At 69.4% G+C, this 25,787-nt stretch carries 25 protein-coding genes; 18 read left to right on the top strand and 7 right to left on the bottom strand.

Going from position 1 to position 25,787, the window contains the following annotated elements; genetic code table 11:
- Positions 1 to 3: 3 nt before the first annotated feature.
- On the bottom strand, positions 4 to 1,356 hold the full coding sequence (locus tag DS843_RS18840; RefSeq protein ID WP_286192184.1) for a M48 family metalloprotease: 1,353 nt from the start codon (positions 1,354 to 1,356) through the stop codon (positions 4 to 6).
- Between DS843_RS18840 and DS843_RS18835 the strand changes: the two genes are divergently transcribed.
- Entirely contained in the window at positions 1,325 to 2,734 is a 1,410-nt protein-coding gene (locus tag DS843_RS18835) for a gamma-glutamyltransferase (RefSeq protein ID WP_286192183.1), read from the top strand. The genes DS843_RS18840 and DS843_RS18835 overlap by 32 nt on opposite strands.
- A 19-nt stretch (positions 2,735 to 2,753) precedes the next feature.
- Positions 2,754 to 3,908: a pyridoxal phosphate-dependent aminotransferase gene (locus DS843_RS18830; RefSeq protein ID WP_149470387.1), complete on the top strand. Its 1,155-nt coding sequence runs from the start codon at positions 2,754 to 2,756 to the stop codon at positions 3,906 to 3,908.
- A 168-nt stretch (positions 3,909 to 4,076) separates the two neighbouring features.
- Here DS843_RS18830 and DS843_RS18825 read toward each other — a convergent pair whose 3' ends face one another.
- Positions 4,077 to 5,441 carry a glutamate--cysteine ligase gene (locus DS843_RS18825; RefSeq protein WP_149470386.1) on the bottom strand — a complete coding sequence of 455 codons (1,365 nt, stop codon included), beginning with the start codon at positions 5,439 to 5,441 and terminating at the stop codon, positions 4,077 to 4,079.
- A gap of 62 nt (positions 5,442 to 5,503) precedes the next feature.
- The gene (locus DS843_RS18820; protein WP_149470385.1) at positions 5,504 to 6,313 is read right to left on the bottom strand and encodes a 16S rRNA (uracil(1498)-N(3))-methyltransferase; all 810 of its coding nucleotides are present in this window, start codon (positions 6,311 to 6,313) and stop codon (positions 5,504 to 5,506) included.
- A 112-nt stretch (positions 6,314 to 6,425) separates the two neighbouring features.
- Between DS843_RS18820 and ubiA the strand changes: the two genes are divergently transcribed.
- Positions 6,426 to 7,376: a 4-hydroxybenzoate octaprenyltransferase gene (ubiA, locus tag DS843_RS18815; RefSeq protein ID WP_149470384.1), complete on the top strand. Its 951-nt coding sequence runs from the start codon at positions 6,426 to 6,428 to the stop codon at positions 7,374 to 7,376.
- A gap of 13 nt (positions 7,377 to 7,389) precedes the next feature.
- On the opposite strand, the gene DS843_RS18810 is transcribed toward ubiA, so the two are convergent.
- A complete protein-coding gene (locus tag DS843_RS18810; protein ID WP_149470383.1) occupies positions 7,390 to 8,229 on the bottom strand; it encodes a CHAP domain-containing protein in 840 nt (279 codons plus the stop codon).
- Positions 8,230 to 8,370: 141 nt separating this feature from the next.
- On the opposite strand from DS843_RS18810, the gene DS843_RS18805 reads away from it, so the two are divergent.
- The 5 genes from DS843_RS18805 (at position 8,371) to DS843_RS18785 (ending at position 13,876) form a co-directional block, all read left to right on the top strand.
- Entirely contained in the window at positions 8,371 to 9,030 is a 660-nt protein-coding gene (locus DS843_RS18805; protein ID WP_149470382.1) for a class I SAM-dependent methyltransferase, read from the top strand.
- Positions 9,031 to 9,097: 67 nt separating this feature from the next.
- A complete protein-coding gene (locus tag DS843_RS18800) occupies positions 9,098 to 10,609 on the top strand; it encodes a UbiD family decarboxylase (RefSeq protein ID WP_149470381.1) in 1,512 nt (503 codons plus the stop codon).
- Positions 10,610 to 10,649: 40 nt separating this feature from the next.
- A complete protein-coding gene (locus DS843_RS18795) occupies positions 10,650 to 11,768 on the top strand; it encodes a DUF3616 domain-containing protein (protein WP_149470380.1) in 1,119 nt (372 codons plus the stop codon).
- A 131-nt stretch (positions 11,769 to 11,899) separates the two neighbouring features.
- Positions 11,900 to 12,361: a DoxX family protein gene (locus DS843_RS18790; RefSeq protein WP_149470379.1), complete on the top strand. Its 462-nt coding sequence runs from the start codon at positions 11,900 to 11,902 to the stop codon at positions 12,359 to 12,361.
- A gap of 159 nt (positions 12,362 to 12,520) precedes the next feature.
- Complete coding sequence (locus tag DS843_RS18785; RefSeq protein WP_149470378.1) at positions 12,521 to 13,876, top strand: TldD/PmbA family protein; 1,356 nt, start codon at positions 12,521 to 12,523, stop codon at positions 13,874 to 13,876.
- 369 nt (positions 13,877 to 14,245) lie between these two features.
- Here DS843_RS18785 and DS843_RS18780 read toward each other — a convergent pair whose 3' ends face one another.
- Positions 14,246 to 15,865, bottom strand: coding sequence for a hypothetical protein (locus DS843_RS18780; protein WP_149470377.1), 1,620 nt, complete (start codon positions 15,863 to 15,865; stop codon positions 14,246 to 14,248).
- A gap of 543 nt (positions 15,866 to 16,408) precedes the next feature.
- On the opposite strand from DS843_RS18780, the gene DS843_RS18770 reads away from it, so the two are divergent.
- Positions 16,409 to 17,221, top strand: a complete 813-nt coding sequence (locus tag DS843_RS18770) for a UDP-2,3-diacylglucosamine diphosphatase (protein ID WP_149470376.1) — start codon at positions 16,409 to 16,411, stop codon at positions 17,219 to 17,221.
- A complete protein-coding gene (locus DS843_RS18765) occupies positions 17,218 to 18,216 on the top strand; it encodes a glycosyltransferase family 4 protein (RefSeq protein WP_149470375.1) in 999 nt (332 codons plus the stop codon). The genes DS843_RS18770 and DS843_RS18765 overlap by 4 nt, the downstream gene beginning before the upstream one ends.
- Positions 18,217 to 18,258: 42 nt before the next feature.
- Here the strand turns inward: DS843_RS18765 and DS843_RS32055 are convergent, their stop codons facing one another.
- A complete protein-coding gene (locus DS843_RS32055) occupies positions 18,259 to 18,828 on the bottom strand; it encodes a methyl-accepting chemotaxis protein (protein WP_353618366.1) in 570 nt (189 codons plus the stop codon).
- A 24-nt stretch (positions 18,829 to 18,852) separates the two neighbouring features.
- Positions 18,853 to 19,614, bottom strand: a complete 762-nt coding sequence (locus DS843_RS32050; RefSeq protein ID WP_353618365.1) for a protoglobin domain-containing protein — start codon at positions 19,612 to 19,614, stop codon at positions 18,853 to 18,855.
- Between the two features lie 306 nt (positions 19,615 to 19,920).
- Between DS843_RS32050 and DS843_RS18755 the strand changes: the two genes are divergently transcribed.
- The 8 genes from DS843_RS18755 (at position 19,921) to DS843_RS18720 (ending at position 25,787) form a co-directional block, all read left to right on the top strand.
- Positions 19,921 to 21,204, top strand: coding sequence for a 3-deoxy-D-manno-octulosonic acid transferase (locus tag DS843_RS18755; RefSeq protein WP_149470374.1), 1,284 nt, complete (start codon positions 19,921 to 19,923; stop codon positions 21,202 to 21,204).
- Entirely contained in the window at positions 21,201 to 22,211 is a 1,011-nt protein-coding gene (gene lpxK / locus DS843_RS18750) for a tetraacyldisaccharide 4'-kinase (protein WP_149470373.1), read from the top strand. Before DS843_RS18755 ends, lpxK begins: the two co-directional genes overlap by 4 nt.
- Positions 22,204 to 23,112 carry a lipid A biosynthesis lauroyl acyltransferase gene (locus DS843_RS18745; protein ID WP_149470372.1) on the top strand — a complete coding sequence of 303 codons (909 nt, stop codon included), beginning with the start codon at positions 22,204 to 22,206 and terminating at the stop codon, positions 23,110 to 23,112. The genes lpxK and DS843_RS18745 overlap by 8 nt, the downstream gene beginning before the upstream one ends.
- A 13-nt stretch (positions 23,113 to 23,125) precedes the next feature.
- Positions 23,126 to 23,791, top strand: coding sequence for a LysE family translocator (locus DS843_RS18740; protein ID WP_149470371.1), 666 nt, complete (start codon positions 23,126 to 23,128; stop codon positions 23,789 to 23,791).
- A 129-nt stretch (positions 23,792 to 23,920) separates the two neighbouring features.
- A complete protein-coding gene (locus DS843_RS18735) occupies positions 23,921 to 24,313 on the top strand; it encodes an NADH:ubiquinone oxidoreductase subunit NDUFA12 (protein WP_149470370.1) in 393 nt (130 codons plus the stop codon).
- Positions 24,314 to 24,343: 30 nt separating this feature from the next.
- The gene (gene mlaD, locus DS843_RS18730; protein WP_149470369.1) at positions 24,344 to 24,829 is read left to right on the top strand and encodes an outer membrane lipid asymmetry maintenance protein MlaD; all 486 of its coding nucleotides are present in this window, start codon (positions 24,344 to 24,346) and stop codon (positions 24,827 to 24,829) included.
- A gap of 157 nt (positions 24,830 to 24,986) precedes the next feature.
- Positions 24,987 to 25,253, top strand: a complete 267-nt coding sequence (locus tag DS843_RS18725) for a hypothetical protein (protein ID WP_149470368.1) — start codon at positions 24,987 to 24,989, stop codon at positions 25,251 to 25,253.
- Positions 25,254 to 25,343: 90 nt separating this feature from the next.
- The gene (locus DS843_RS18720) at positions 25,344 to 25,787 is read left to right on the top strand and encodes a DUF2155 domain-containing protein (RefSeq protein ID WP_286192182.1); all 444 of its coding nucleotides are present in this window, start codon (positions 25,344 to 25,346) and stop codon (positions 25,785 to 25,787) included.

The following is a 25,787-nucleotide window of genomic DNA, read 5'->3' as shown; positions in this document are numbered from 1 at the left end:
CAGTCACTTGCCACCCGCCTGCCCACGGATGTCCTGGGCGCGCAGCCAGCCGGGGGAACCGGCGGGCAGCAGCTTCTCCGCCCGCTCCGCCTGGAAGCGGGCCATCGGCTTGTCGCCGCGGGCGAAGGCTTCCTCCGCGGTGGCGTAGGCGACCATGCCGGCGTTCCCCTTCATGCTCCAGGCCTGGGCCATCAGCCGCCACAGGAAGGCCGACTGCGCCTGCGTCTTGGAGGCCACCTGGAGGTTGCGCAGCGCCTCGTCGGCCAGCCGCTTGTCGTTCTGCTCCAGCAGGGAGTGGGCCAGCGACACGCGGATGCTGCCGGCGTCCGGCTCCAGCTCGATGGCCTTGCGGTAGGGGGCGGCGGCGTCGACCGCCCGCCCGTTCTGAAGCATCAGGTCGCCCTTCATTTCATAGAGGAAAGGATTCTTCGGCTCCTGCGCGATCAGCGCATCGACCAGCGGCAGGGCCTGACGGATCTCGCCGCGCCGGAAATAGGCGTAGGCGCGGCCATAACGCGCCACGAAGGACGGGTCCTCCGCCCGGTAGCGGCGCAGCGCCCCGTTGGGGTCCAGATAGGCGTAGAGCTTGGCCTGGATGCGGCGGAACTCCTCGTTCCACTGCGAGGGAACCGGGCGCTTGCCGGCCCGCGACCGCTCCACGAAATTGCGCACCGTCTCGATGCGCTCGCGGGTCAGGGGGTGGGTGCGGCGGTATCCGGCATCGCGGTCCACCAGCAGCGGATCGTCGGCGGCGCCCAGCTTCTCCAGAAAGGTGACCAACCCTTCCGCCGAAATGCCGGACTGCTCCATGTAGGACAGGCCCGCCTGATCGGCGGAGGATTCCTGGCTGCGCGAGAAGGAGAGGAAGTTCCGCTCCGCCAGATGCTGGCCCAGCATGACGCCCGCCGCGCCGGCCCCGGCGTTGCCCGCGGCGATGCCGCCGACGATGCCGATGCCCATGCCGATCAGCGAGGACAGGAAGGCGTTCTCCATCGCCTCCGACCCGCGGACCAGATGGCCGCCCGCGATGTGGCCGGTTTCGTGGGCGATCACGCCGATCAGTTGGCCGGCGTCCTCCAGCCCCAGCAGCAGGCCGGTGTGCAGGAAGATGTTCTGCCCGCCCGCGACGAAGGCGTTCATGGTGTTGTCATTGACCAGGACGATGTTCACCGCGTCCGGATCGATGCCCGCGGCCTGGAAGATTGGCCGGGCCATGTCGCGGATGATATGTTCGGTCTCGGCGTCGCTCAGGAATTGCATCTCCTGGCGCCGCTGCGCGCCCGCGGGCGGCGACCACGACAGAACCATCACGGCAACCATGGCGATGACCGAAACCAGCCTGCTGGGCTTGCGCACCGTTTCTTCCTCCGCACACCGGGGCACCGGACAGCCGGTCAGGATGCCGGTCCGGGCGCCCCATTCCACCCGCCGAATCTGGCAAGGGTTGGGCGCGATTGCCATAGCGGCGTCGCTGATCGGCGGCTGCGTCAACACGAAATACCGCACGGGCGCCCCGGCGCAGAGCTACGTCGCGGCGGACGAGCCGCGCGCGGCGGAGATCGGGCGCGACATCGTCGCCCAGGGCGGCAAGGCCGGCGACGCCGCCGCCGCCATGGCGATGGCGATGAGCGTCACCCTGCCCTCCCGCGTCGGGCTGACCGGCGGCGGCGTCTGCGTGGTGTTCGACGCGGCGAAGAAGGAAACCCGCACGCTGGACTTCCTGCCCCGTCCCGCCGGCGCCGGTGGCGCCGCCCTGCCCGGCTTCCTACGCGGCGTCTACGCGCTCCAGGCCGCCACGGGCGCGATGCGCTGGGAACAGGCCGTGGTCCCGGCGGAGCAGCTCGCCCGCTCCGTCCCGGTCAGCCGGGCGCTGGCGCGGGATCTCGCCGACTCCGGCGCCCGCCTGTCCGCCGATCCGGAGGCGCGGCGCGTCTTCCTGCCCGCCGGGGCGCCGCTGGCCGAGGGCGCTCCGCTGAGCCAGCCGGAGTTGGCCGCCACCCTGTCGCAGATGCGCCGCAGCGGCATCGCCGCGCTGTATGGCGGGCCGTTGGGCGGCGCGGTGGCCCAGGCCGCCGCCATCGACACCGCCGCGATCCGTGGATTCCAGCCGCGCTGGACCGGCACCGCCGCCATCCCGCTGGGCATCGTGTCGATGCATTTCGCCCAGCTTCCCGAAACCAACAACGGCGCCGCCCTGACAACCGCCTGGAGCGCCGCCGCCGACCTGCCGTCCGACCAGCGCGCTGCCCGCGTCGCCCAGGCGCTGGGCGCCACCGGCAACGGCGGTTCCGCGCCCGGCGCCGGCCTCGTCGTGATCGACCATGAGGAAAACGGGGTCGCCTGCTCCTTCACCATGGGCGCGCCCTTCGGCGCGGGCCGCATGGTGCCGGGCACCGGTATGCTGGCCGCGCGCGGGGTGGATGGCGCCGGCTTCGGCGCGCCGGCCCTGCTGACCAACGCCATCGTCGGACGGACCCAGTTCGCCGGTGCGGCCAGCGCCGCCGGCAACGACGGCCCCGCCGCCGCTCCCGCCGCCCTGCTGACCGCCGCCCTGCCCGCCGCTCTGGACAAGGAGCCGGGCGCCGCCATCCGGGTCAGCCGGGCCGCGAACGGGCCGGGCCGCGCCACCTTCGTCACCTGCCGGACCTCGATGGAGAGCGGCTGGAAGGAATGCCAGATCGCCGCCGACCCGCGCGCCCATGCCCTGGGCATTCTGATCGAAACCGAGCGTTGATGTTCAAAAGTCTGGAATCATGAGCAAAGCACCCAAAGTCTCCAAACGGGGCGCCATCCCGCCCTTCTTCGTCATGGAAGTGATGCGCGCCGCCGCGGAGCGCGAAGCCGCCGGGCTGGAGGTTCTGCACATGGAGGTCGGGCAGCCCTCGACCGGCGCGCCGAAGGGCGTGCTGGAGGCCGCCCACCGCATGCTCGACGCCGACGTGCTGGGCTACACCGGGGCGCTGGGCATCCCGGCGCTGCGGGCGGCCATCGCCGGCTGGTACCGCGAGCGCTATAAGGTGGAGGTGCCGGAGCGGCGCGTGGTGGTCACCACCGGCTCCTCGGGCGCTTTCCAGCTCGGCTTCCTGGCCGCCTTCGATCCCGGCGACCGGGTGGCCATGGCCTCGCCCAGCTACCCGGCCTACCGCCACACGCTGACCGCCATCGGGGTGGAGCCCGTCGAACTGCCGACCGGGCCGGAGCATCGCTTCCAGCCGACCATCGAATTGCTGGAGCGGCTCGATCCGCCCATCCAGGGCCTGATCGTCGCCAGCCCGGCCAACCCGACCGGCACGATGCTGAGCCGCGAGGAGCTGACCGCTCTCGCCGCGTGGTGCGATGCCAAGGGCGTGCGGCTCGTCTCCGACGAGATCTACCACGGCCTGACCTACGGGCAGGAGGCCGTCACCGCCGCCGAGGTCAGCGACAGCGCGCTGGTGGTGAACAGCTTTTCCAAATACTTCTCGATGACCGGCTGGCGGCTCGGCTGGATGATCGTTCCGGACGACCTGATCCGCTCGGTCGAATGCCTTGCCCAGAACCTGTTCATCTCCGCCCCCAGCCTGTCGCAGGCCGCCGCGGTCGCCGCGTTCGGTTGCACCGAGGAGTTGGACGGCCACGTCGCCCGCTACGCCCGCAACCGCGACGTTTTGCTGAGGGAGCTGCCGAAGGCCGGGTTCGACAAGCTGGCTCCGGCGGACGGGGCCTTCTACATCTACGCCGACGTGACGGAGATGACGGACGACAGCGAGGCCTTCTGCAAGCGCATCCTGGCGGAGACGGGCATCGCCTGCACCCCCGGCATCGACTTCGACCCGGCCCGCGGCCACCGCTTCGTGCGCTTCAGCTTCGCCGGTTCGGAGGAGACCATCGCCGAGGCGGCGCGGCGGCTGATCGCGTGGAAGAGGTAAGAAGCGACCACCCTGTTCCTTCTCCCCCCTGGGGAGAAGGTCAGGATGAGGGGGGCGCCGAAGGCGCACGACGTGAACAGGGCAAAGATTTTGTCTCCGCCCTTCCGGGCGTAAATCCCCCTCACCCAACCCTCTCCCCAGGGGGGAGAGGGCTTCTTCTTTGTATCCTCAGTACGCATACTCCTTGAACACCGGGTCCACGCTGCCGCCCCAGGGACCGTTGAACTTCTCCAGAAGCTCGTCGGCGGGGGTCTGGCCGGACTCGGCGATGTCGAGGAGCGTGTTCAGGAAATGCGCCTCGTCGTCGCCCCAGTTGTCGTTGCGGGCGCGCCGCGCCAGACCGCCGCGGGCGATCTCCAGAACCTCCAGCGCGACCTCCCGCACCGTGCGCCCACGGAAAGGGGTGCGCAGGGCGTGGCGCGGCACTTCGGCGCGCAGGTGGGCGCGCTCCTCCGTCGTCCAGCCCTTCACGAGGTCCCAGGCCGCGTCGAGCGCCTGGGTGTCGTAGAGCAGACCGACCCACAGGGCCGGCAGGGCGCACAGGCGGCGCCAGGGACCGCCGTCGGCGCCGCGCATCTCCAGATACTTCTTCAGACGCACCTCGGGGAAGGAGGTGGTCATGTGGTCGGCCCAGTCAGTGATCAGCGGGACCTCGCCCGGCAGAGCCGGCAGGCGGCCCTGCATGAAATCCCGGAAGGACTGGCCGGACGCATCGATGTAGGTGCCGTCGCGGTAGACGAAGTACATCGGCACGTCGAGCAGATAGTCCACATACCGCTCGAACCCGAATCCGTCCTCGAACACGAAGGGCAGATCGCCGGTGCGGTCGGGGTCGGTGTCGGTCCAGATGTGGCTGCGGAAGCTCTGGAAGCCGTTCGGCTTGCCCTCGGTGAAGGGCGAATTGGCGAACAGAGCCGTCGCGATGGGCTGAAGCGCCAGACTGACCCGGAACTTCTTCACCATGTCGGCTTCCGACGCGAAGTCCAGGTTCACCTGCACGGTGCAGGTGCGCGTCATCATGTCCACGCCCAGATTGCCGCGCTTGGGCATGTAGTCGCCCATGATCCGGTAGCGTCCCTTGGGCATCCAGGGGATCTCGTCGCGCCGCCACTTCGGCTGGAAGCCCAGCCCCATCATGGCGATGCCCAGCTCCGCCCCGATCTGCTTCACCTGATCCAGATGGCTGTGAACCTCGGCGCAGGTCTGATGCAGGGTTTCGAGCGGGGCGCCGGACAGTTCCACCTGCCCGCCCGGCTCCAGCGTGATGTTCGCCATGCCCTGGGTCAGGGCGATCAGGTTGCCGTTCTCCTCCACCGGGTCCCAGCCGAACCGCTGCAGGCGGGTCAGCAATTCGCCGATGCCGTCCGGCCCCTCATAGGGCAGCGGGCGGTGGTCGGAGACGCGGTAGGCGAATTTCTCGTGCTCGGTCCCGATGCGCCACTGGTCCGCCGGCTTGCTGCCGGATTCCAGATAGGCCGCCAGTTGCCGGCGGTCGGTGATCGGTTCTCCGCGCGTCTTCGGAGGTGCGGACATGGAAGCTCCCGCTTTCAGAAAATCAAAAAACCCGCCTGGAACAGCGGCGCGTCGAGCGGCCCTTACTCCCCGACAGTGGGGTCGGCCGGCGCGCGGAAGGGCGGTCTCGTGTCGCCGCCGTCCGCCGTCCAGTCCCCCGAAAGGGCCTGCCAGCAGGCGAGCGCCGCGACCACCGCCGTGTCGGCCCGGAGAATGCGGGGCCCCAGACCGACGGGAACAACAAAGGGTAGTTTACAAATTTCGTCAAGTTCCGACTGCGCAAAGCCGCCCTCCGGTCCGATCAGGAAGGCGGCGGGACCGCGCGGACGGGCGCGGACGGCCTCCGCGATGGGGCGTACGTTCCCGGCCTCCGCGCACAGGTACAGCGTACGTTCGACCGGCCAGCCGGCCAGCGCCTTGTCCAGAGGCAGCGGGTCGGCCATCTCCGGAACGGTCAGCCGTTCCGACTGCTCGGCGGCCTCGATGGCGTTGGCGCGCAGCCGGTCGGTGTTGACGCGGTTGGGGTCGGTGCGGCGGGTGAAGACCGGCCACAGGCGCGAAACGCCCATCTCGCTGGCCTTTTCCGCCACGAAGTCGATGCGCCCGCGCTTGATCGGTGCGAACAGCAGCCACAGGTCCGGCCCGTCCGCCTGGGGACGCCGCTGCGCCGACACGGTGAGGGAGCACCAGCCCTTGCCGAACCCGTCGATGGCGGCCAGCCATTCGCCGTCCCGCCCGTTGAAGACCGCCACCACGTCGCCCTTGTCGAGCCGCAGCACATGGCGCAGGAAATGCGCCCGTTCGTGGTCGAGTCCCACCGCCTGCCCCTCGCCGAGGGGGCTGTCCACGTAAAGGCGGGTCTTCGGCTGGCCTGACTTCGGTTGATCTGACATGGTGAAACGTCTCCGGTGTGCGGCGCCGACTATAGCGGGAACGGCCCGGCCTTGCGATGGTCCACCCCCGCCGTTACCTTGCCCGCGGCCTTTCCCCATCCCCGAGTCCGCCATGACCACCCCCGCCTCCCCGGCACCCGCCCCTGGTCCCGCCCCTGGCCCCGGCGCATTCACCGACATCCGGCGCGGCGACTGGATCGACCGCTTCGCCCCGGCGGCGGTCCGTCCCTATCTGCGGCTGGCGCGGCTGGACCGGCCCATCGGCACATGGCTGCTGCTGTTTCCCGGCTGGTGGAGCATCGCGCTGGCCGGACCGGGGCCGCTGCCGGACCTGTGGCTGATGGCCCTGTTCGCGATCGGCGCGGTGGTGATGCGCGGGGCCGGCTGCACCGTGAACGACATCCTGGACCGCGATTTCGACGCGATGGTGGAGCGCACGCGGGCGCGCCCGATCCCCTCCGGGCAGGTGTCGGTGAAACAGGCGCTGGCCTTCCTGATCCTCCAGCTTCTGATCGGGCTGGCGGTGCTGGTTCAATTCAACCCGCTCACCATCGGGTTGGGCGTGCTGTCGCTGGTGCTGGTCTTCACCTACCCGCTGATGAAGCGAATCACATGGTGGCCGCAGGCCTTTCTCGGGCTGACCTTCAACTGGGGCGCGCTGATGGGCTGGACCGCGGTGCGCGGCGAGCTGGAATGGCCGGCGCTGGCGCTCTACGCGGCGGGGATCGTCTGGACGCTGGGCTACGACACCATCTACGCCCACCAGGACAAGGAGGACGACGCGCGCATCGGCGTGAAATCCACCGCCCTGCGGCTGGGCGACCAGAGCAAGATCTGGATCTACGGCTTCTACACGCTGACCTTCGTGGGGATCGGCATCGCCGGGCGTCTGGCCGGGCTGGGCGGGCTGTTCCTGCCGCTGCTTTCCCTGGCCGCGCTGCAGTTGTCCTGGCAGGTGGCGACCTGGAATCCGGACGATCAGACGGATTGCCTGAACAAGTTCCGGTCCAACCGCTGGTTCGGCTGGCTGGTGCTGGCGGCCTTCCTGGCCGGAAAGGTCTAGGCGGGAGGAGGACTCAGCGCGTCGCCAGTTCGGCGACGGTGCTGTCGGCGGAGCCCGGCTTGCGCGGCGGCAGGACGGCGCGGACGCCGTCCGTGGAGGCCACCGTCACGACGTCCTTCTGCGCGGCCGGCAGGGTCGGCTTGCGGGCCGGCATCACGGAAGCGGACAGCACCGGCTGGGACGCCTTCGCGGCGGCGCCCTTGCCGGACAGGGTCAGGGACGCGGTCAGCACCTGCGGCTTGCGGCCCGGAATGGCAACGGCGTGGCCCTTCAGGGAAGCCTCCATCAGGCGCGGCCCGCCGGCGGGCTTGGGCGTGGAACGGCCCTGCGGGGCGACGGAGAAGGTGCTGCCGATGCCGGCACCCCGGGAGTCGGCCTGACGGATCTGCGGCTCGTCATCCTCCGGCAGGATGAAGCCGTAGGTGGTGTAGACCCGCATGCCGAGCTGGTCCGACGGCTCGTGCCAGACGCGGACAGCCGACCAGTCGTTGCGCGGCGACACGTCCACGACGCGCATGTTGCGGCGCAAGCCCCGGCCGTCGAGCCAGGAATGATCGACTTCGATGGTGCGGCGGTCGACGATTTGGCTGACGAGGGAGACATGGCCGCGACCCAGCCGGGGCGACCGCTTGAAGACGAGGACGGAACCGAGCGCCGGGCGCTGGTCGCGCTCGTACTGGCTGGCGGCGGTGTTCCACCACGTCCAGGCATCGCCCCGGATGTCGAAATCCGATATGGAGCGCACCGTGCGGACGCAGTCGCCGTCCTGGGCCTGGGCTTGGGATATGACGAACGGGCTGAGAGCGATGAACGCCGCGAACGAAGCGCAGAGTGCAATCCCTTTCGACCGCATATCGACCCCATGCCCTTTGTTTTTCTCCGTTCGAACGGGTAACACGGGACGGCAGGTGTGTCTACTCCGTTTGAATTATGTAACCGAAACCGGTTGTGGATAGATCATCCACGCCCGCGCACCCCCGCCGGGAGTCCAGTTATGAACAACTTTGCTCAAATCGACTTCATCCGGTCCAACACGGCCGTGACGAGGACTCCTCTGCTGCCCGAAATCGCCTTGCATCTGGCGACGGAGATCACGCCCTTGTGGGAGGCGACTGAGGAATCCTTGAGGGAATCCAATGTCCCTCCGCCCTATTGGGCCTTTGCCTGGCCGGGCGGTCAGGCGGTGGCGCGGCTGGTTCTGGACCGGCCCGAATTGGTGGCGGGCAAGTCGGTGCTGGATTTCGCCGCCGGCACCGGGCTGGTGGGCATCGCCGCCGCGATGGCGGGCGCGGCGCGCGTTCAGTCCTGCGACATCGACCGATTCGCCCTGTCCGCCATCGCCCTGAACGCCGAGACGAACGGGGTGGAGGTCAAGGCGGTCAGCGCCGATCTGGTGGACCGCCCCCTGCCCGGCATCGACGTCGTCCTGGCCGGCGACGTCTGCTACGAAAAGCCGATGGCCGACCGGGTGACCGCCTGGCTGCGCGGAGTCGCCGCGACGGGCACGTTGGTGCTGCTGGGCGATCCGGGCCGCGCCTATGTCCCGACCAGCGGGATCGAGCGGGTCGGACAATACAGCGTTCCGACCTCGCTGGAGTTGGAGGACCGCGAGATGCGCGAGACGGTCATCTGGCGCCTGCTGCCGGAGGCTTGACGCGGCGCGCTCCAGGCCGATGCTAGGCACCCCCCTTGACCCCTCGCTTCCGAACGGACCCTCGACCATGCCTTACACCTCGTTGCGCGACTTCATCGACCGGCTGGAGAAGGCCGGGCGGCTGGTGGTGGTCCGGGAACCGGTGTCCACGGTGCTGGAGATGACCGAGATCCAGACCCGCCTGCTGGCCGAGGGCGGCCCGGCGGTCCTGTTCGAGAACGTCGTCAAGGCCGATGGCACCCGGTCGGAGATGCCGGTGCTGGTCAACCTGTTCGGCACGGTGGAGCGCGTCGCCTGGGGCATGGACCGCGAGCCGCATGAGCTGCGTGGCGTCGGCGAGACGCTGGCCTTCCTGAAGCAGCCGGAACCGCCGGGCGGCTTCCGCGAGGCGCTGGAGCTGATCCCGCTCGCCAAGACCGTGCTGTCGATGAAGCCGAAGACGGTCGGCTCCGCCCCCTGTCAGGAGGTGGTCTTGACCGGCGACCAGATCGACCTCGGACGCCTGCCGGTGCAGAGCTGCTGGCCGGGGGAGCCGGCGCCGCTGATCACTTGGCCGCTGGTCGTCACCAAGGGACCGACCGGCAAGCGCGAGGACGACTTCAACCTCGGCATCTACCGGATGCAGGTGTTGGGGAAGAACAAGACCATCATGCGCTGGCTGAAGCACCGCGGCGGCGCGCAGCACCATCACCGCTGGCAAGAGAGCGGAAAGCGCGAGCCGCTGCCCTGCGCGGTCGTCCTGGGCGCCGACCCCGGCACCATCCTGGCCGCCGTCACGCCGGTGCCGGACACGCTGTCGGAGTACCAGTTCGCCGGCCTGCTGCGCGGCAAGAAGGTGGAGCTGGTGGACTGCAAGACCGTGCCGCTGAAGGTCCCCGCGCAGGCCGAGATCATCCTGGAAGGCCATGTCAGCCTGGACGAATACGCCGACGAGGGGCCGTACGGAGACCACACCGGCTACTACAACTCGGTCGAGCCCTTCCCGGTCTTCACCGTCACGGCGATGACGATGCGGCGCAACCCGATCTATCTCTCCACCTTCACCGGACGCCCGCCCGACGAGCCGTCCGTGCTGGGGGAGGCGCTGAACGAGGTCTTCATCCCCCTGCTGATCCAGCAGTTCCCGGAGATCGTGGATTTCTGGCTGCCGCCGGAAGGCTGCTCCTACCGGATCGCGGTGGTCAGCATGAAGAAGGCCTATCCCGGCCACGCCAAGCGCGTGATGATGGGCGTCTGGTCCTTCCTGCGCCAGTTCATGTACACGAAGTGGGTGATTGTCGTGGACGACGACATCGACGCGCGGAACTGGAAGGACGTCATTTGGGCGATGAGCACCCGCATGGACCCGGCCCGCGACATCACCGTGATCGAGGGCACCCCCATCGACTATCTGGACTTCGCCAGCCCCGAGTCGGGCCTGGGCGGCAAGGTCGGGCTGGACGCCACCAACAAGTGGCCGCCGGAGACCAAGCGCGAATGGGGCCAGAAGATCCGCATGGACCAGGGTGTGGTGGACGAGGTGTCCCGCAAATGGACGTCCTACGGTCTTCCGGGCAGCGGGACCCCGATCTGGAAGTGAGGCGTTAAGGGAAAGTCCGCATCTCCAGGGAGTCCCCGCCATGCCCCGCGACACGGCCCCTAACCTCGCCCGGCCCATCGCCGCCGCCCGGCTGATCTTCCACGACAGCGGCAAGACCGCCGGGGACCTGTCGGTGGCGGAGCGCGCCGGGAACAGCCTGTTCGTGGCGTCGGACGAGGGCGCTCAGGTCGTCCGCATGACCATGGAGGACGGCGGCACCCTCTACCGCGAGGACGCCGTCTTCTCCCTGACCGAGTTCTTCGATTTGCCGGAGACGGAACCGGGCAAGGACGAGGTGGACATCGAAGGCATGGCCGTGACCGGCGGCTGGCTGTGGGTCACCGGCTCCCACGGCCTTGCCCGCAGGAAGCCGGGAAAGGACAGCACCGAAGAGGCGCTGGAGCGGCTGACCGAGGTGCGCTGCGACCCCAACCGCTTTCTGCTGGGCCGCATCCCGCTCCTCACCGGGCCCGACGGGCGCCTCACGCCGGTCCGCAGCGACGGGGACCGGATGGCCCGCTGCCTGAAGTTCCGCAAGGACGGCAGCGCGCTGACCAAGGCGCTGGAACAGGACGAGCATCTCGCCCGCTTCGTCGCCATCCCCGCCAAGGAGAACGGGTTCGACGTCGAAGGGCTGGCCGCCCATGGCGACCGGGTCTGGCTGGGGCTGCGCGGCCCGGTGCTGCGCGGCTGGGCCTGCATCCTGGAGCTGGAGGTGGAGGACCATCCGGACCACGAGGGACGCCTGCGGCTGCGCTCCATCGGGCCGGACGGCGGGAAGTACCGCAAGCATTTCGTCGATCTGGACGGGCTGGGCATCCGCGAACTGACCTTCGATGGGGAGGATCTGGTGATCCTGGCCGGGCCGACCATGGATCTGGACGGTCCGGTCACCGTGTGGCGCTGGACCGATGCCCTGTCCGTCGCCCACCAGACCGTCATCCCGCGCGACCGGCTGGTCCATCTGCTGGACCTGCCCCATGGCAAGGGCGACGACCATGCGGAAGGCATCGCCTGCGTCCGCCGGGACGGCGCTCCTCCGGCCCTTCTGGTGGTCTACGACAGCCCGTCCGAAGCCCGCCTTCAAGGCGCCGGAACGACCGCCGACCTGTTCGCCCTGCCCTCCCGCTACGATCCGGCCAACGCCTTCCGGGCGTGATTTCGTTCTCGGTGAAGCAACAATCAGTGCACAATTGAGCGGATTATCCCGGAAGCGGACATCGCTATTCTTGGCCTCAGACGACAACGGCCCCGACGCGGGGCGCCAAGCTGAGACAAGGAGACCACGCCATGAACGCCAACACCGCCGCCCAAACCGCCGCCATCGACAACCGCACCGCTCCCTATGCCGCCTTCCTGCTGCGCGTCGGCCTGGGCCTTCTGTTCATCGCCCATGGCCTGATCCTGAAGGTCTTCACCTTCGGCGTGGCCGGTACGGTCGGCTATTTCGAAAGCCTCGGCTATCCCGGCTTTTTCGCTTATCTGGTGATCCTCGGCGAGATCGGCGGCGGGCTGCTGCTGGTGGCCGGAGTCTTCACCCGCTGGATCTCGCTGGCCCTGCTGCCGATCATGATCGGCGCGACGCTCCAGCATCTGGGCAGCGGCTGGGTCTTCTCGGCCCCGGGCGGCGGCTGGGAGTTCCCGGCCTTCTGGACGGTGCTGCTGGGCGTGCAGGCCCTGCTGGGTGACGGCGCCTTCGCCCTGAAGCTCCCCACCGCCGGCCGCAACGCCCTTCAGAGCCGGCTCGCCTGACCCCGACGGACGACCAAGAGCGGTGGCGCGGGCGGGCGGAGGCCCCCCGCGCCACCGCTTTTGCGCTGCCGGAAGGCCGGACCTGAGGCGATATGCCCCTTCCTCTTCTTCTCCGCACTCCCATTTGCTAGACAAGCCGGAGACCAAGCGGAGACCGTGATGCCCGTTTCGACCACCTCGCAACCAGACGTGCTGAACCTGCTGGACGACCTGATCCGCAAGGCGAAGGGCGCCGGGGCCGATGCCGCCGACGCCGTGCTGTTCGACAGCGCCTCCCTGTCGCTGAGCCAGCGTTTCGGCAAGACGGAGAAGCTGGAGCGGTCCGAGTCGGGCGATCTGGGGCTGCGCGTCTTCATCGGCAAGCGGCAAGCGATCGTCTCCTCCACCGACCGCAGCGCCAAGGCGCTGGACGAACTGGTGGAGCGCGCCGTCGCCATGGCCCGCGTGGTGCCGGAGGACCCCTTCTGCGGCCTCGCCGATCCGGAGCAGATCTACACCACGATCCCGGAACTCGACGTGTGCGACCCGTCGGAGCCGTCGGCGGAGCTGCTGATCGAACGCGCCCGCATCGCCGAGGAAGCCGCCCTGGCGGTGGAAGGCGTCACCAATTCCGAGGGGGCGGACGCGGGCTGGAGCCGCTCCACCATCGCCATCGCCGCCTCCAACGGCTTTTCCGGCCGCTACGGCGTATCGCGGCAGTCTCTGTCGGCCTCGGTCCTGGCTGGGACGGGCACGGGGATGGAGCGCGACTACGACTACGACAGCAAGGTCTACGGCTCCGACCTGCGCGACCCCGCGTCCATCGGGCGCGAGGCCGGGGAACGCGCCGTCCGCCGCCTGAACCCGCGCCGGGTCAAGAGCTGCAAGGTGCCGGTGGTGTTCGACCCGCGCGTCTCCCGCGGGCTGCTGGGCCATCTGACCGGCTCCATCAGCGGGCCGAGCATCGCGCGCGGCACCAGCTTCCTGAAGGACAAGATGGGCCAGCGCATCTTCGCGGCGGGCATCACCATCGTGGACGACCCGCATGTGAAGCGCGGTCTGCGCTCCCGCCCCTTCGACGCGGAGGGGATCGCCACCACCCGCCGCAACCTGATCGAGGACGGCCACCTGACCACCTGGCTGCTCGACCTGCGTTCGTCCCGCCAGCTTGGGCTGACCACGACCGGCCATGCGGCGCGCGGCACCTCCGGCCCGCCGGGTCCGGCCCCGGCCAACGTCTACATGGCCCCCGGCGCCAAGAGCCGCGACGAGCTGCTGGCCGAAATCCCCAACGGCTTCTACGTGACGGAGCTGATGGGAACGGGCGTCAACGGGGTGACCGGCGACTACAGCCGTGGCGCCGCCGGCTATTGGATCGAGAACGGGCAGATCGCCTACCCGGTCACCGAGTTGACCATCGCCGGCAATCTGAAGGAGATGTTCCTGAACCTGGAGCCGGCCAGCGACCTGGAGCTGCGCTTCGGCATGGACGCCCCGACCATCCGCATCGACGGGCTGACCATCGCGGGCCTGTGATCGGTTCCGCCGCATAAACGAACGGGAGGCGCCTTCGGGCGCCTCTTCGTCGTTCAGGCCCGGCCTGCGTCAAAAGAGCCGAGGGAAAAGGCGAATCGCCTTAAGGGTTTGCGCGCGGGAGATGCGTCGCGCGAAATGGCGCGGCGGACGGGGTGGCGGGTTGGCCACCACCCCCGCCGCACACCGGAGGGTAGAAGGATGAAAGAGATCCTCACTCTCCTGATCCTCGCCCTGGAGATCATCAAGCGGCTGCTTGACCTCCTCGGCTAAGATCGGGCTGGGAGGATGGGGCTGGCACCCCGTCCTCCTTGCCAAAATGTGGAGCCGATCTCTCGTCCTGTCAATTGCACCGATGACGCTCGCCCAGCGTCAGACCGTCACGCTCATCGGGCCACCGCCGCGGACCGACAGGTTGGGCAGGAAGGACTGGAACAGCGACAGGCCTTTCAGGTCCGATACATAGCCCGTGGTCTCCCCGCCGAAGGGCTTCCCGCCCACCGCCTTCAGCGCGTCGGCGGGGCGGGTGCCCTGGGCCTCCAGCGCGTCCTTCAGAACGGAAGCCAGGGCGCTGCCGTAGCCGAGCCGCTGCATCGGCGCGCCGGTCTCCTTCGCCGTCGTCTCGTAACTGTACTGGAGCACGGCCCGCTGGACCGACCAGTTGACGGACGCCTTCTCCTCCTCGCCGGCCTCGTCGAGGAACTTCACCCCGGCGCGGTAGGCGGCGGCCTTGTCGGTGCCGGTTGGATCGGCGGCGTCCATCGCCTCCTTCTGCTGGCGGGCCATGATGGACTGCGCCGCCTTCTGCTCGTTCTTGGAGAACGCCCCGTCGGCGTTGCTGGCGATGGCGTAGAGGCTGCGCCGATCAAACCCGCCGAACAACCGATCCACGTCCTTCCCGGTCGGGTCGGAGTAGTTCACCCCCTTGCCTTCCTTGGCCATGGCCGTATAGGTGGCGTCCAGGGACGAGCGCGCCTCCGCCACGACCTTCGCGAAGCCTTGCAGACCGCTCGTGTCCGTGGCGGTCAGCACCGTGACGGGCACCTGCGGCGGGGGCAGCCCGGCGGCTTCGGCCTCCTCCTTCGCGGAAGGCTCGAACTCCTCGGGCATCGGGCGGTTCGGGTCCAACTGACCGCGCCCGATCCCGGGAATGTTCACATTGGCGGCGTATTCGCTCAGGCCGCGCCCATAGAGTTTCGCCGTGAAGCCGAGTTCGCGCAGTTGATCGGCGGCGGCCTTGCCCTTGGCGTCGTCCGGTTCCAGAAGCCCGCCTTCGCCGCCTTCCGCCTCCGCGCCGAAGTCCAGCTTGCGGAACTCGGTGTCGCCCTTCTTCAGGAAATGGCCGAAGACCTTCCCCATCACCTCGTTCGGGTTGCCACCGGCGGTTTCCATCATTTCCCGATCGATGTCCGCCGTTTCCGCGCGGAAGCGCTCGTGGGCGGGAGCCATGGTCGCCTGGAGGGCTTCAGCGTCCCCGTCCGTCTCGAAGGCGGCCATGGCGGCGGTCCGCACCTCGTTCATCGCCGCCATGGCCTTGTCCATCCGCTCCATCTTGACGCTGATGGCCTTGCTCGCGAGCGCGCCCTTTTCGGCCCAGGCCTGGTCCTCCTCGTCGCGGGGACGCTCCTTCATGAAGCGGTTCTTCACGGCTTCGGTCGCGAGGGAACGCAGCCCCATCGCCACGTCCTCCTCCTTCATCCGGCCGGATTTGACGAGATCGTCCAGCATCGCACGGCCCTTGGAGCCGATGGACGCGAAGACCTTCCCCGCCACGCCGGTCAGCGACTTCGCCAGACCGCTGAGTTCCACGCTGTCCCCATCCGCACCCTTCAGGGCGGCCAGAACGCCCGCGCCCGCCGCCGAACCGGAGGACGGCGACGCCTTCCAGGCCCCCTCCGCCTCGGCGGTGCCGCCGGCGGGCTTCCATTTGGCCGCGGTCGCTGTGGCGCTGGCCGTGGTGGCCGAGAACAGGGCATTGATCGACGCGGACATGGCTTTTCCCCTTCCGGCCTCGCCTGGGCTTCTGGCTCTGATACTTAGATATCTAAGTAATTATATCTTTTTCCTAAGTAATTTTCCCGGCCAATCCCTAATGGACTCTTAAAGCGTCCTTCAAGGCGACCGCACCGCCGGAACCCATGGGGCCAACGCGATTTCCACGGGGAGGCCGCCCACAGCAAGCTCAGCCGCGTATCTTCCCGCTCCACCACGCGGGCATCCAGCCCGGAGCCGGCCATCATGGCGAAGGCGCGGCCATTGGCCACACCCAGATGCACGGGCAGCGCCCGCCCCTCCCCCAGCACCCGCGCGGTCCCTCCGCATCCGGGGACGGGCCGAGGGTCCAGCCTCGAATGTGACCGACAGATTGCGGATTCGATAAGGGTTCAAGTCTTTACTGTTTCAGTAACGAGAAGTCTTACCGAAAACACGGTTATCAACAGGCTCGGCATGACTGAAATATTGTCAAGGGAACCACCGGTGGATATAGGGGAATTGATTTAACGAACCTTTGCCGAAACGGCGATGGAGCGGGGCATGAGCGCATCACGCGACGTCAGGCGATACCGCAGCATCTGGATCTCCGACGTCCATCTGGGCACGCGGGGATGCAAGGCGGAGTTCCTTCTGGACTTCCTGAAGCACAACGAGTCCGAGCACCTCTATCTCGTCGGCGACATCGTGGACGGCTGGCGGCTGCGCAAGACCTGGTACTGGCCGCAGGCGCACAACGACGTGGTGCAGAAGATCCTGCGCCGGGCGCGCAAGGGCGTGCAGGTCTATTACATCCCCGGCAACCACGACGAGGCCGCCCGCGATTATGCCGGCCTGCAGTTCGGCGGCGTCCAGGTGGTGGAGGAGATGATCCACGTCACCGCCGACGGGCGCCGGCTGCTGGTCACCCATGGTGACCGCTTCGACGTGGTGGTGAAGTACGCCCGCTGGCTGGCCTTCATCGGCGACAACGCCTACGTGGTCCTGCTCCAGGCGAACACGCTGTTCAACTGGGTGCGGCGCAAGCTGGGCTTCCCCTACTGGTCGCTGTCCGCCTTCCTCAAGCACAAGGCGAAGACGGCGGTGGAGTTCATCGGCCAGTACGAGGCGGCACTCGGCGACGAGGCCCGGCGCCGCAAGGTGGACGGCGTCGTCTGCGGCCACATCCACACCGCGGAAATCCGCGACATGGAAGGAATCCTCTATTGCAACGACGGCGACTGGGTCGAGTCCTGCACCGCCTTGGTCGAGCATCCCTGCGGCCGGCTGGAGATCATCGATTGGGCGGCGGACATCCGCCGGCGCGCTCCGACGGCGCTGCCCGACCTCAGCCCGGCCAGGGAAAAGGCGGCGTGAACATCCTGATCGTCTCGGACGCATGGCTTCCCCAGGTCAACGGCGTGGTGCGCACCATCGGCACCGTCCGCGCGGAGTTGGAAGCCATGGGCCAAAGCGTGGAGGTGATCGGCCCCGACCGCTTCCGCACCGTGCCGATGCCCACCTACCCGGAAATCCGGCTGGCGCTGGGCGCCGGGCGGCGGCTCGGCGCGATGATCGACGCGCTGCGCCCCGACTGCATCCACATCGCCACCGAAGGGCCGCTGGGCTTCGCCGCCCGGCGCCACTGCCTCAGCCGCGGCAAGCCCTTCACCACCGCCTATCACACCCGCTTCCCGGAATATGTGCGCGACCGGGCTCCGGTGCCGCTGGCGCTCGGCTACGCCGTGGTGCGCCGCTTCCACAAGCCGTCCTCGGCGGTGATGGTGGCGACCCGGTCCATCGAGACGGACCTCGCCGCCCGCGGATTCACCAACATCCGGCGCTGGACCCGCGGCGTGGACACCGATCTGTTCCGCCCGCGTCCCAAGGATTTCCTGGCGCTGCCCCGCCCCATCGCCCTCTATGTCGGGCGCGTGGCGGTGGAAAAGAACCTGGAGGATTTCCTCCGGCTCGACCTGCCGGGCAGCAAGGTCGTGGTCGGCGACGGCCCGGTCCGCGCGGAGCTTCAGCAGAAATATCCGGAGGTCCATTGGGCCGGCGCCCGCCATGGCGAGGAGCCGGCGCAGCATTACGCCGCGGCGGACGTCTTCGTCTTCCCGTCCCGCACCGACACCTTCGGGCTGGTTCTGCTGGAGGCGCTGGCCTCGGGCGTGCCGGTGGCGGCCTATCCGGTGCCCGGCCCTCTGGACGTGGTGAACGGCTCGGGCGCCGGCTGCCTGGACGAGGACCTGAGGAGCGCCGTCGAACGCGCCCTGGCCATCCCGGCGGACCAGTGCCGCGGCCACGCCCTGAACTTCTCCTGGCGGCGGTCCGCCGAACAGTTCCTGGCGAACCTGCGCCCCCTCGCCTGAGCCTGCCCCAGGCCGGTCCGCCACCGTCCCGGCCTGCCACCGTCACGCGGCGCGGATGCGCTGCATGAACAGGTCCACGCTCTCGCGCAGGCGGTCGGATTCACGGTGCAGGTTTCCGGCGGCCCCCAGCACCTCTTCGGCGAGGTTGCCGGTCTCCGAGGCGCCCCCGGTCACCGACCCGATGGTCTCGGTCACGCTGCGGGTTCCGTGGGCGGCCTCCTGCACGTTGCGTGCGATTTCCCGGGTGGCGGCGGTCTGCTCCTCCACCGCGGCGGCGACGGTCATGACGATGTCGTTGATGGTGCCGATGGTGGCGCCGATGCCGTTCAGCGCCTCCGCGGAACTGCGCGCCACCTCCTGGATGCCGGCGATCTGGACGGAGATGTCCTCCGTGGCCTTGGCCGTCTGGTTGGCGAGGCTCTTCACCTCGCTCGCCACCACGGCGAAGCCCTTTCCGGCCTCCCCGGCCCGCGCCGCCTCGATGGTGGCGTTCAGCGCCAGCAGATTGGTCTGCCCGGCGATGCCGTTGATGAGCTGAAGCACCGCGCCGATCCTCTGCGCGGCATCGACCAGCCCGTTGACGGTGGCGTTGGTCCGCTCCGCCTCGGCCACCGCGCCGCGGGCGACTTGCGAGGACTAGCTGACCTGCCGGCTGATCTCGGCGATGGAGCTGGCGAGCTGTTCCGACGCCGCGGCGACCGTCTGCACGTTGGCGGACGCCTGCTCGGCGGCGGAGGCCACGGCGAGCGATTGGCGGTTGGTGGCGGCGGCGATCTGCGCCATGCGCTGGGCGTGGCCGCGCATCTCGTCCGACGCGGCCACCGTGTTGCCGGCGATGCTCCGGACGCTGCCTTCCAGGCTGTCGGCGAGATGGTTCAGGATGGTGCGCTTGCTCTCCCGCTCCGCCTCCGCGTAGGTCTCCAGAAGCACTTCGAGGTCGAGCCAGGTGACCCGGCCCAGAGTGTCGCGCAAGGCCGCCTTCTCCGCCCCCTTGCCGGACCCGAACGGAAGCCTCCGCCGTTCCGGCGCGTCCAGGCCCAACTCGCGGACGATGCCGTTGGACACCGTGTGGTGGCAGATGGCGACGGCATAGCCGGGCACGCCGTTGTCGTAGAAGGCCTTGGCCAGACGATGGGCCGACTCCAGGAATCCCGGCCCCAGATCGCCCGAAACCACGCGGGTCCAGTGGGAAACGCGCGCGGAGTGAACGTCCGGCAGAGTCAAGGCGTTGCGGATTTCCGGCCAGGCCGAGAAGGCGTCATGCCATTGTTCCAGCAGCAGCGGCAAACGGCGCTCCGCGAAATCCCGGAGCGCGCGCAGCCGCGCGATGTCCGCCTCCGCGATGTCGAAAGCCCGGAGCCGGTGGTCCTGACCGTCACGCTGCTGTCCGCCTGCCATGATCCGCATTCATCCTCTATCAATTGGAGGGCCAATGGTTGGTGGCCGGCGCTTCACCCGCCTTCCCACACGCTGTCTGTGTTTCTACGAAGTCATCTTAGAACCGGATTGCTTCAAAATTATCATAAGCCACCCCATAATCGTCATACTCCGGTATGCCGACCATCCCCTATGGCCATCAGCCCTCCGGAAGGCGTCAGCGCAAAGCCTTACCTCTGCCACAGCCCGCCGTGCTAAAGTGGTGGCGACCGCGGCCGGGAGATCAAACCGGCCGCGTTGGTTTTGTCGGATGGCGTTTCGACCCGAATGCTTCAATCACTCTACCGCGGCCTGACGACCCTCGCCGGGCCGGCGGTTCGTCTGTATCTCGACCGGCGGCTGGCCGCCGGCAAGGAGGATTCCGCCCGCCGGGGGGAGCGTTTCGGCACGGCCACGCGCCCGCGCCCGCCGGGGCGGCTCGCCTGGATTCACGCGGCCAGCGTGGGCGAGGCGAACTCGGTGCTCGTCCTCATCGACCGCCTGCTGGACGAAACGCCGGACCTGACCATCCTGATGACCACGGGCACCGTCACCTCGGCGGAGCTGATGGGCCGCCGCCTGCCGGAGCGCGCCTTTCATCAGTATGTTCCGGTGGATCTGCCGGCGGCGGTGGACCGCTTTCTCGACCATTGGCAGCCTGATCTGGCGCTGTGGACGGAATCGGAGATCTGGCCCAACCTGCTCGGCGCCGTGCGGACGCGGGGCATTCCGGCGGCTCTGGTCAACGCCCGCATGTCGGAACGCTCCTTCTCCCGCTGGCGCTGCGCGTCGGGCCTCATCACGCCGCTGCTTTCCACCTTCCAGGTCACTCTGGCCCAGTCGGACGGGGACGCCGACCGGCTGCGCCGGCTGGGCGCGCAGGGTGTCGCCAGCGTCGGCAACCTGAAATTCTCCGCGGAGCCGCCGCCCGCCGATCCGGAGGCCCTGGCGGCCCTGCGCGCGGCCTGCGCCGGACGCCCGGTCTGGCTGCTCGCCAGCACGCACCCGGGCGAGGACGAACTGGCCACCGCGGTGCACGAGGCGCTGGCCCCGCGCCTGCCCGGCCTGCTGACCCTGCTGATCCCCCGCCACGCCCACCGCGGCGCCGGCATCGCCGCGCTTCTGCGCGGGCGCGGCCTGACCGTGTCGCGGCGCAGCGAGGGAACCCTGCCCGCCGCCACGGACGCCGTGCACATCGCCGACACCATGGGTGAGATGGGGTTGTTCTACCGGCTGGCGCCGGTGGTGTGCATGGGCGGGTCCTTCGTGCCGCACGGCGGCCAGAACCCGGTGGAGCCCGCCCTGCTCGGCTGCGCCGTCCTCTACGGCCCGCACATGTGGAATTTCACGGAGATCACCCGCCAGCTCGAAGCCGCCGGGGGAGCCGTGCCCGTGGCCGGCGCGGACGACCTGCCCGAGGCGGTCGGGCGCCTGTTGACCGATGACGTGGCCCGCGCCCGCGTCGCCGCCGGGGCGGCGGCGGTGACCGAGGGCAACCGGCGGATCGTCGACCGCGCCCTGGCGGCGCTCGCCCCCGTCCTGGGCGCCGGCGGCGTCCGCCCCGCGGCATGAGGACGCCCGGTTTCTGGTACGGGTCCGGCGGTCCGGCCGGGGCGGCCCTGGGCTGGGCTCTCGCCCCGCTGGGCGCGCTCTACGGGCTGGCCGGGCGGCTGCGCATGGCGTCGGGACGCCCGGAGCGGGCCGGGGCGCCGGTGATCTGCGTCGGCAATCTGGTGGCGGGCGGGGCGGGCAAGACGCCGGTCTGCATCGCCGTGGCGGAGGCTCTGCGCGCCCGTGGCGCGGTCCCCGCTTTCCTTACGCGCGGCCATGGCGGGCGGGAGCACGGCCCGCTGGCCGTCGATCCCGGCATCCACGACTCCGCGGCGGTGGGCGACGAGGCGCTGCTGCTGGCCTCCCACGGCCCCTGCTGGGTGGCGCGCGACCGCGCCGCCGGGGCGCGGGCGGCGGTCGCGGCGGGCGCCTCCGTTCTGGTGATGGACGACGGCTTCCAAAATCCCGGCCTCGCCAAGGACCTCTCGCTGATCGTGGTGGACGGGGCGGTGGGCTTCGGCAACGGCCATCTCGTCCCCGCCGGCCCCCTGCGCGAGCCGGTGGCCCGCGGGCTGGCGCGCGCCGGGGCCGTGGTCGTGGTGGGCGAGGACCGCGCCGGGGTGGAGCGCCGGGTGGCCGGCGCCCTGCCGGTCCTCCACGCCCGGCTGGAGCCGGTGGAGGAGGCCCGCGCGCTGGCCGGGCGGACGGTCCTGGCCTTCGCCGGCATCGGGCGTCCCGAGAAGTTCTTCGCCACGCTGGAGGCGCTGGGCGCCCGCGTGGTGGAGCGCGCCGCCTTCGCCGATCACCACCCCTACCGCCCCGAGGAGGTGCTGGCCCTGTTGGACCGCGCCGCCGCGCTGGGCGCCCTGCCCGTCACCACGGCGAAGGACGCCGTCCGCCTGCCGGACGATCTGCGCGCCCTGGTCCGGGTGGTGCCGGTGCGCGCCGTCTGGCGGGAGCCCGCCGCGCTCGACCGTCTGCTCACCTCTCTTCCGACCGGGCATTTGACTGGAGTTCCGAATGGCTAAGCCGCGCGGCCCCCTGGCGACCTGGCTGACCCGCCGGGTCGCCTATCCGCTGGAAGCCGTCCTCGTCCACGGCCTCTGCGGCCTGTTCCGCGCCCTGCCGCTCGACCGCGCGTCGGCTCTCGGCGGCTGGATCGGACGGACCGTCGGACCGCGCCTGCCCGGCACGCGCACCGCGCGCCGCAACCTGGAGCGCGCGTTCCCCGAGAAGTCCCGCGCGGAGATCGACGCCATCGTCCTCGGCATGTGGGACAATTTGGGCCGCGTCGTCGCCGAATACCCCCATCTGGACGAAATCAGCGACTACGGCCCCGGCGGGCGGGTGGACATCGTCGGCGGGGAGCACATCGAGGCCCTGCGCGACGACGGCAAGGCCGGCATCCTGGTGTCCGGCCATTTCGCCAATTGGGAGGTGCAGTCCGTCTGTTCCCGCAAGATGGGCGCGGAACTGGCCGTGGTCTACCGGGCACCCAACAACCCCTATGTGGCCAAGCTGCTGACCGAACTGCGGGGAGCCGCCTCCGGCACCCAGATCCCCAAGGGGTCCGAGGGCGCGCGCACGCTGATCCGCGTCCTGACCAAGGGCGGCCACGTCGGCATGCTGATCGACCAGAAGCTGAACGACGGCATGCCCATCCCCTTCTTCGGGCGCGACGCCATGACCGCCCCGGCGGCGGCGCAGCTTGCCCTGCGGCTGGGCATCCCGCTGGTTCCGGCGCGGGCCGAGCGGCTGGACGGCGCGCGCTTCCGCATCACCGTGCTTCCCCCCGTGGAACCCCCGAACACCGGGGACCGCAACGCTGATGTGCGGATTTTGATGGAGCGTCTGAACGCCCTGTTGGAGCAATGGATTCGGGAACGCCCCGCCCAATGGCTGTGGCTGCACCGGCGCTGGCCCGACTGACGGAGAATCCCCCATGTCCCTGCCCTTGGACCCCCACCTGCTTCAGCTCTATCTCGTCGCGGCGTTGGTGCTGACGGTGGCGCCGGGGCCGGATTCGCTCCTGGTCCTGTCGCGCAGCGTGATGGACGGGCGCAACGCCGGGGTGGTCGCCACCGTGGGCATCACGCTGGGCAATCTGATCCACGCGCTTCTGGCCGCCGCCGGCATCTCCGCCCTGGTCGCCGCCTCGCCGGCTCTGTTCGACGTGCTGCGCTACGCGGGCGGCGCCTATCTGGGGTGGATCGGCGGGCGCGCCCTGTGGAGCGCGCTGCGGACCGGCTTCGGCGGCGGTGAGGATATGGCGACCGCCAAGCCCGAGTCGGCCCCGGCGCACCGGGTCTTCCTCCAGGCGCTGCTGACGAACCTGCTGAACCCGAAGGTCATCCTGTTCTACCTCGCCTTCGTGCCGCAATTCGTCGCACCGGCGCTCGGCCACGTCGCGCTGCAGATCTTCCTGCTGGGGTCGATCCTCGGCGGGATCGGCTGCCTTTATCTTCTGGGGGTGGCCGCGCTCAGCGCCGGCGCGGCGCGGCGGGCGCTGTCCAACGCGCGGGTCCGGGCCGTTCTGGACGGCGTCGCGGGGGTGCTGTTCCTGGGATTCGCCGTCCGCCTGCTGCTGACCGACCGGCGCATCGCCTGACGGCAAATCCGTCAGGCGGGAAAAGACGTTGCAGAGTCTGTGGACGAGCGTGGCCGGGGGTGTCATAGTGCCGCCCGCGTTTAACCGGCCAGCCCGTCCGGCCGAATGGCTTACCGACCGCGAGCGACGATGAGCGAGAAAATCTCCCTGATCACCTGGATGGCGAACATCCACATCCGGTTTGTCACCTGGCGCCGTGGCAACAAGGTCGGCACCGACCGCTTCGGCAACACCTACTACCGTTCCCCCAGCGCCATCGCTGCCGTGAAGGAACGCCGCTGGGTGATCTATGCCGGGGAACCGGACGCCTCCAAGGTGCCGCCGGAATGGCACGCCTGGCTGCATCACACCACCAAGGACCCGCTGCCGGAGGGCAACAGCGCCTTCCACAAGCCGTGGCAGAAGGAGCATGTCCCGAACCTGTCGGGGTCGCTCGGGGCCTACCGGCCGCCCGGGCACCAGTACGCCGGCGGGCAGCGCGTGCGCGCCACCGGCGATTACGAACCCTGGACTCCGGGCTGAGACCCCCGCGCGGTCCTTTAGGAATCTCTCATGCGCCGCAATGTGATTGAAACCGTGCTCGGCGGGGTCGTCCTCGCCGTGGCCGGCTTTTTTCTGGCTTTCGCCTACACCAGCGCCGATTTGCGCAAGGTGAGCGGCTATGCCCTGACCGCCAACTTCTCCAGCATCTCCGGCCTGCAGAGCGGGGCGGACGTGCGGATCAGCGGCGTCAAGGTGGGGTCCGTCACCGAACTGACGCTCGACCCGAAGAGCTATCAGGCGGTCGTGCACATGTCGATCCACCCGGACATCCGGTTGCCCAAGGACACCGCGGCGGTCATCGCCTCGGAAAGCCTGCTGGGCGGCAAGTTCCTGTCGCTGGAGCCGGGCGGCGAAGAGGACATGATCAAGCCGAACGGGCGCGTCGAGTACACGCAGAGCACCCCCGGGATCGAGCAGCTCCTGGGTCAGGTCATCTTCTCGCTGCAGAACATGAGCAAGCCCGGCGAGAACGGCGGCGAGCCGCCCAAGCTGTAGGCGATGCACCGAGTCGTGACGAACGGAGGGGCCGCAGGGCCCCTTTTTTCGTTTGCGGCCTCCACTTTTTCCCAGTCCCTTCCGGAACAGCCGCGGCCACGCTGCCGTTTCCTCCCGCAGACCCATCACGCCAGACCTATCAAGGAGGAGATCAGCGATGAAAGCGCGTTTCCTGGTTCTTGGATTCGCCCTGCTCGCCGCGGCCTGCGGCGTCAACACGGAAGAGAAGGCCGCCAGCGGTGCGCTGGGCGGGGCAGCGGCGGGCGCCGTGATCGGCGGGCCGGTCGGCGCGGTGGTCGGCGGGGCCGCGGGCGCCGGAGCCGGCACCGCCACCCAGAAGGTCGAGGAGAAGAACGGCACCGATGGCCCGTCGACCACCAACAGGTCTACCGGCAGCCGGTCCACCGGCAGCGTCACCCAGTAAGCGGTCATTCAGTGGACGGGGCGCCGCTTCCGGGATAGAAGGCTGTCGGGTTTCGGCCCACGCCGTTCGACATCACGGAAGCGATCCCCAGTGACGACGACTCCGAAAAGCTTCATCGGCCAGATCGCTGGCACAAGCGTTCGCGGCGCGGCCCTGTCGGCCGCGCTCCTCTGCCTTCCGGCCCTGGGGCTGCCTAGCCGGGCCGACGCCGCCCCGGTGCCGGAGGAGATGGTGAGCCGCCCCGCCGCGAAGCTCCAGGGGCTGGACAAGATCACCGCCCGCACCTCCACCTTCACCATCGCGGTGGGCGAGACCAAGGCGCTCGGCAGCCTGCGCATCACGCTGCGCGCCTGCAAGGAGAACCCGCCCATCGAGACTCCGGAAACCGCCGCCTTCCTCGAAGTGATCGAGAGCAAGCCCGGCGAGCAGGCGGAGCCGGTGTTCAGCGGCTGGATGTTCGCCTCCAGCCCCGCCCTGTCGGCGATGGAGCACCCGATCTACGATGTCTGGGTTCTGTCCTGCGAGGGCGAGTGA

The organism is Roseomonas genomospecies 6 (assembly GCF_008365375.1).
Lineage (GTDB): Bacteria > Pseudomonadota > Alphaproteobacteria > Azospirillales > Azospirillaceae > Azospirillum.
Note: the sequence above shows the minus strand (reverse complement) of the source record. Positions and strands in the feature narration are given on the sequence as shown.

Bases quoted from the DNA above. Each gene is read 5' to 3' on its own strand.
- lpxK (WP_149470373.1), top strand. From the start codon at position 21,201: ATGAGGACGCCCGGTTTCTGGTACGGGTCCGGCGGTCCGGCCGGGGCG.
- DS843_RS18785 (WP_149470378.1), top strand. From the start codon at position 12,521: ATGCCCGTTTCGACCACCTCGCAACCAGACGTGCTGAACCTGCTGGAC.
- DS843_RS18835 (WP_286192183.1), top strand. From the start codon at position 1,325: ATGACCGAAACCAGCCTGCTGGGCTTGCGCACCGTTTCTTCCTCCGCA.
- DS843_RS18830 (WP_149470387.1), top strand. From the start codon at position 2,754: ATGAGCAAAGCACCCAAAGTCTCCAAACGGGGCGCCATCCCGCCCTTC.
- DS843_RS18805 (WP_149470382.1), top strand. From the start codon at position 8,371: ATGAACAACTTTGCTCAAATCGACTTCATCCGGTCCAACACGGCCGTG.
- DS843_RS18770 (WP_149470376.1), top strand. From the start codon at position 16,409: ATGAGCGCATCACGCGACGTCAGGCGATACCGCAGCATCTGGATCTCC.
- DS843_RS18740 (WP_149470371.1), top strand. From the start codon at position 23,126: ATGTCCCTGCCCTTGGACCCCCACCTGCTTCAGCTCTATCTCGTCGCG.
- DS843_RS18745 (WP_149470372.1), top strand. From the start codon at position 22,204: ATGGCTAAGCCGCGCGGCCCCCTGGCGACCTGGCTGACCCGCCGGGTC.
- ubiA (WP_149470384.1), top strand. From the start codon at position 6,426: ATGACCACCCCCGCCTCCCCGGCACCCGCCCCTGGTCCCGCCCCTGGC.
- DS843_RS18735 (WP_149470370.1), top strand. From the start codon at position 23,921: ATGAGCGAGAAAATCTCCCTGATCACCTGGATGGCGAACATCCACATC.
- DS843_RS18795 (WP_149470380.1), top strand. From the start codon at position 10,650: ATGCCCCGCGACACGGCCCCTAACCTCGCCCGGCCCATCGCCGCCGCC.
- DS843_RS18800 (WP_149470381.1), top strand. From the start codon at position 9,098: ATGCCTTACACCTCGTTGCGCGACTTCATCGACCGGCTGGAGAAGGCC.
- DS843_RS18790 (WP_149470379.1), top strand. From the start codon at position 11,900: ATGAACGCCAACACCGCCGCCCAAACCGCCGCCATCGACAACCGCACC.
- DS843_RS18780 (WP_149470377.1), bottom strand. From the start codon at position 15,865: ATGTCCGCGTCGATCAATGCCCTGTTCTCGGCCACCACGGCCAGCGCC.
- DS843_RS18810 (WP_149470383.1), bottom strand. From the start codon at position 8,229: ATGCGGTCGAAAGGGATTGCACTCTGCGCTTCGTTCGCGGCGTTCATC.
- mlaD (WP_149470369.1), top strand. From the start codon at position 24,344: ATGCGCCGCAATGTGATTGAAACCGTGCTCGGCGGGGTCGTCCTCGCC.
- DS843_RS32050 (WP_353618365.1), bottom strand. From the start codon at position 19,614: ATGGCAGGCGGACAGCAGCGTGACGGTCAGGACCACCGGCTCCGGGCT.
- DS843_RS18725 (WP_149470368.1), top strand. From the start codon at position 24,987: ATGAAAGCGCGTTTCCTGGTTCTTGGATTCGCCCTGCTCGCCGCGGCC.
- DS843_RS18825 (WP_149470386.1), bottom strand. From the start codon at position 5,441: ATGTCCGCACCTCCGAAGACGCGCGGAGAACCGATCACCGACCGCCGG.
- DS843_RS18820 (WP_149470385.1), bottom strand. From the start codon at position 6,313: ATGTCAGATCAACCGAAGTCAGGCCAGCCGAAGACCCGCCTTTACGTG.
- DS843_RS18755 (WP_149470374.1), top strand. From the start codon at position 19,921: ATGCTTCAATCACTCTACCGCGGCCTGACGACCCTCGCCGGGCCGGCG.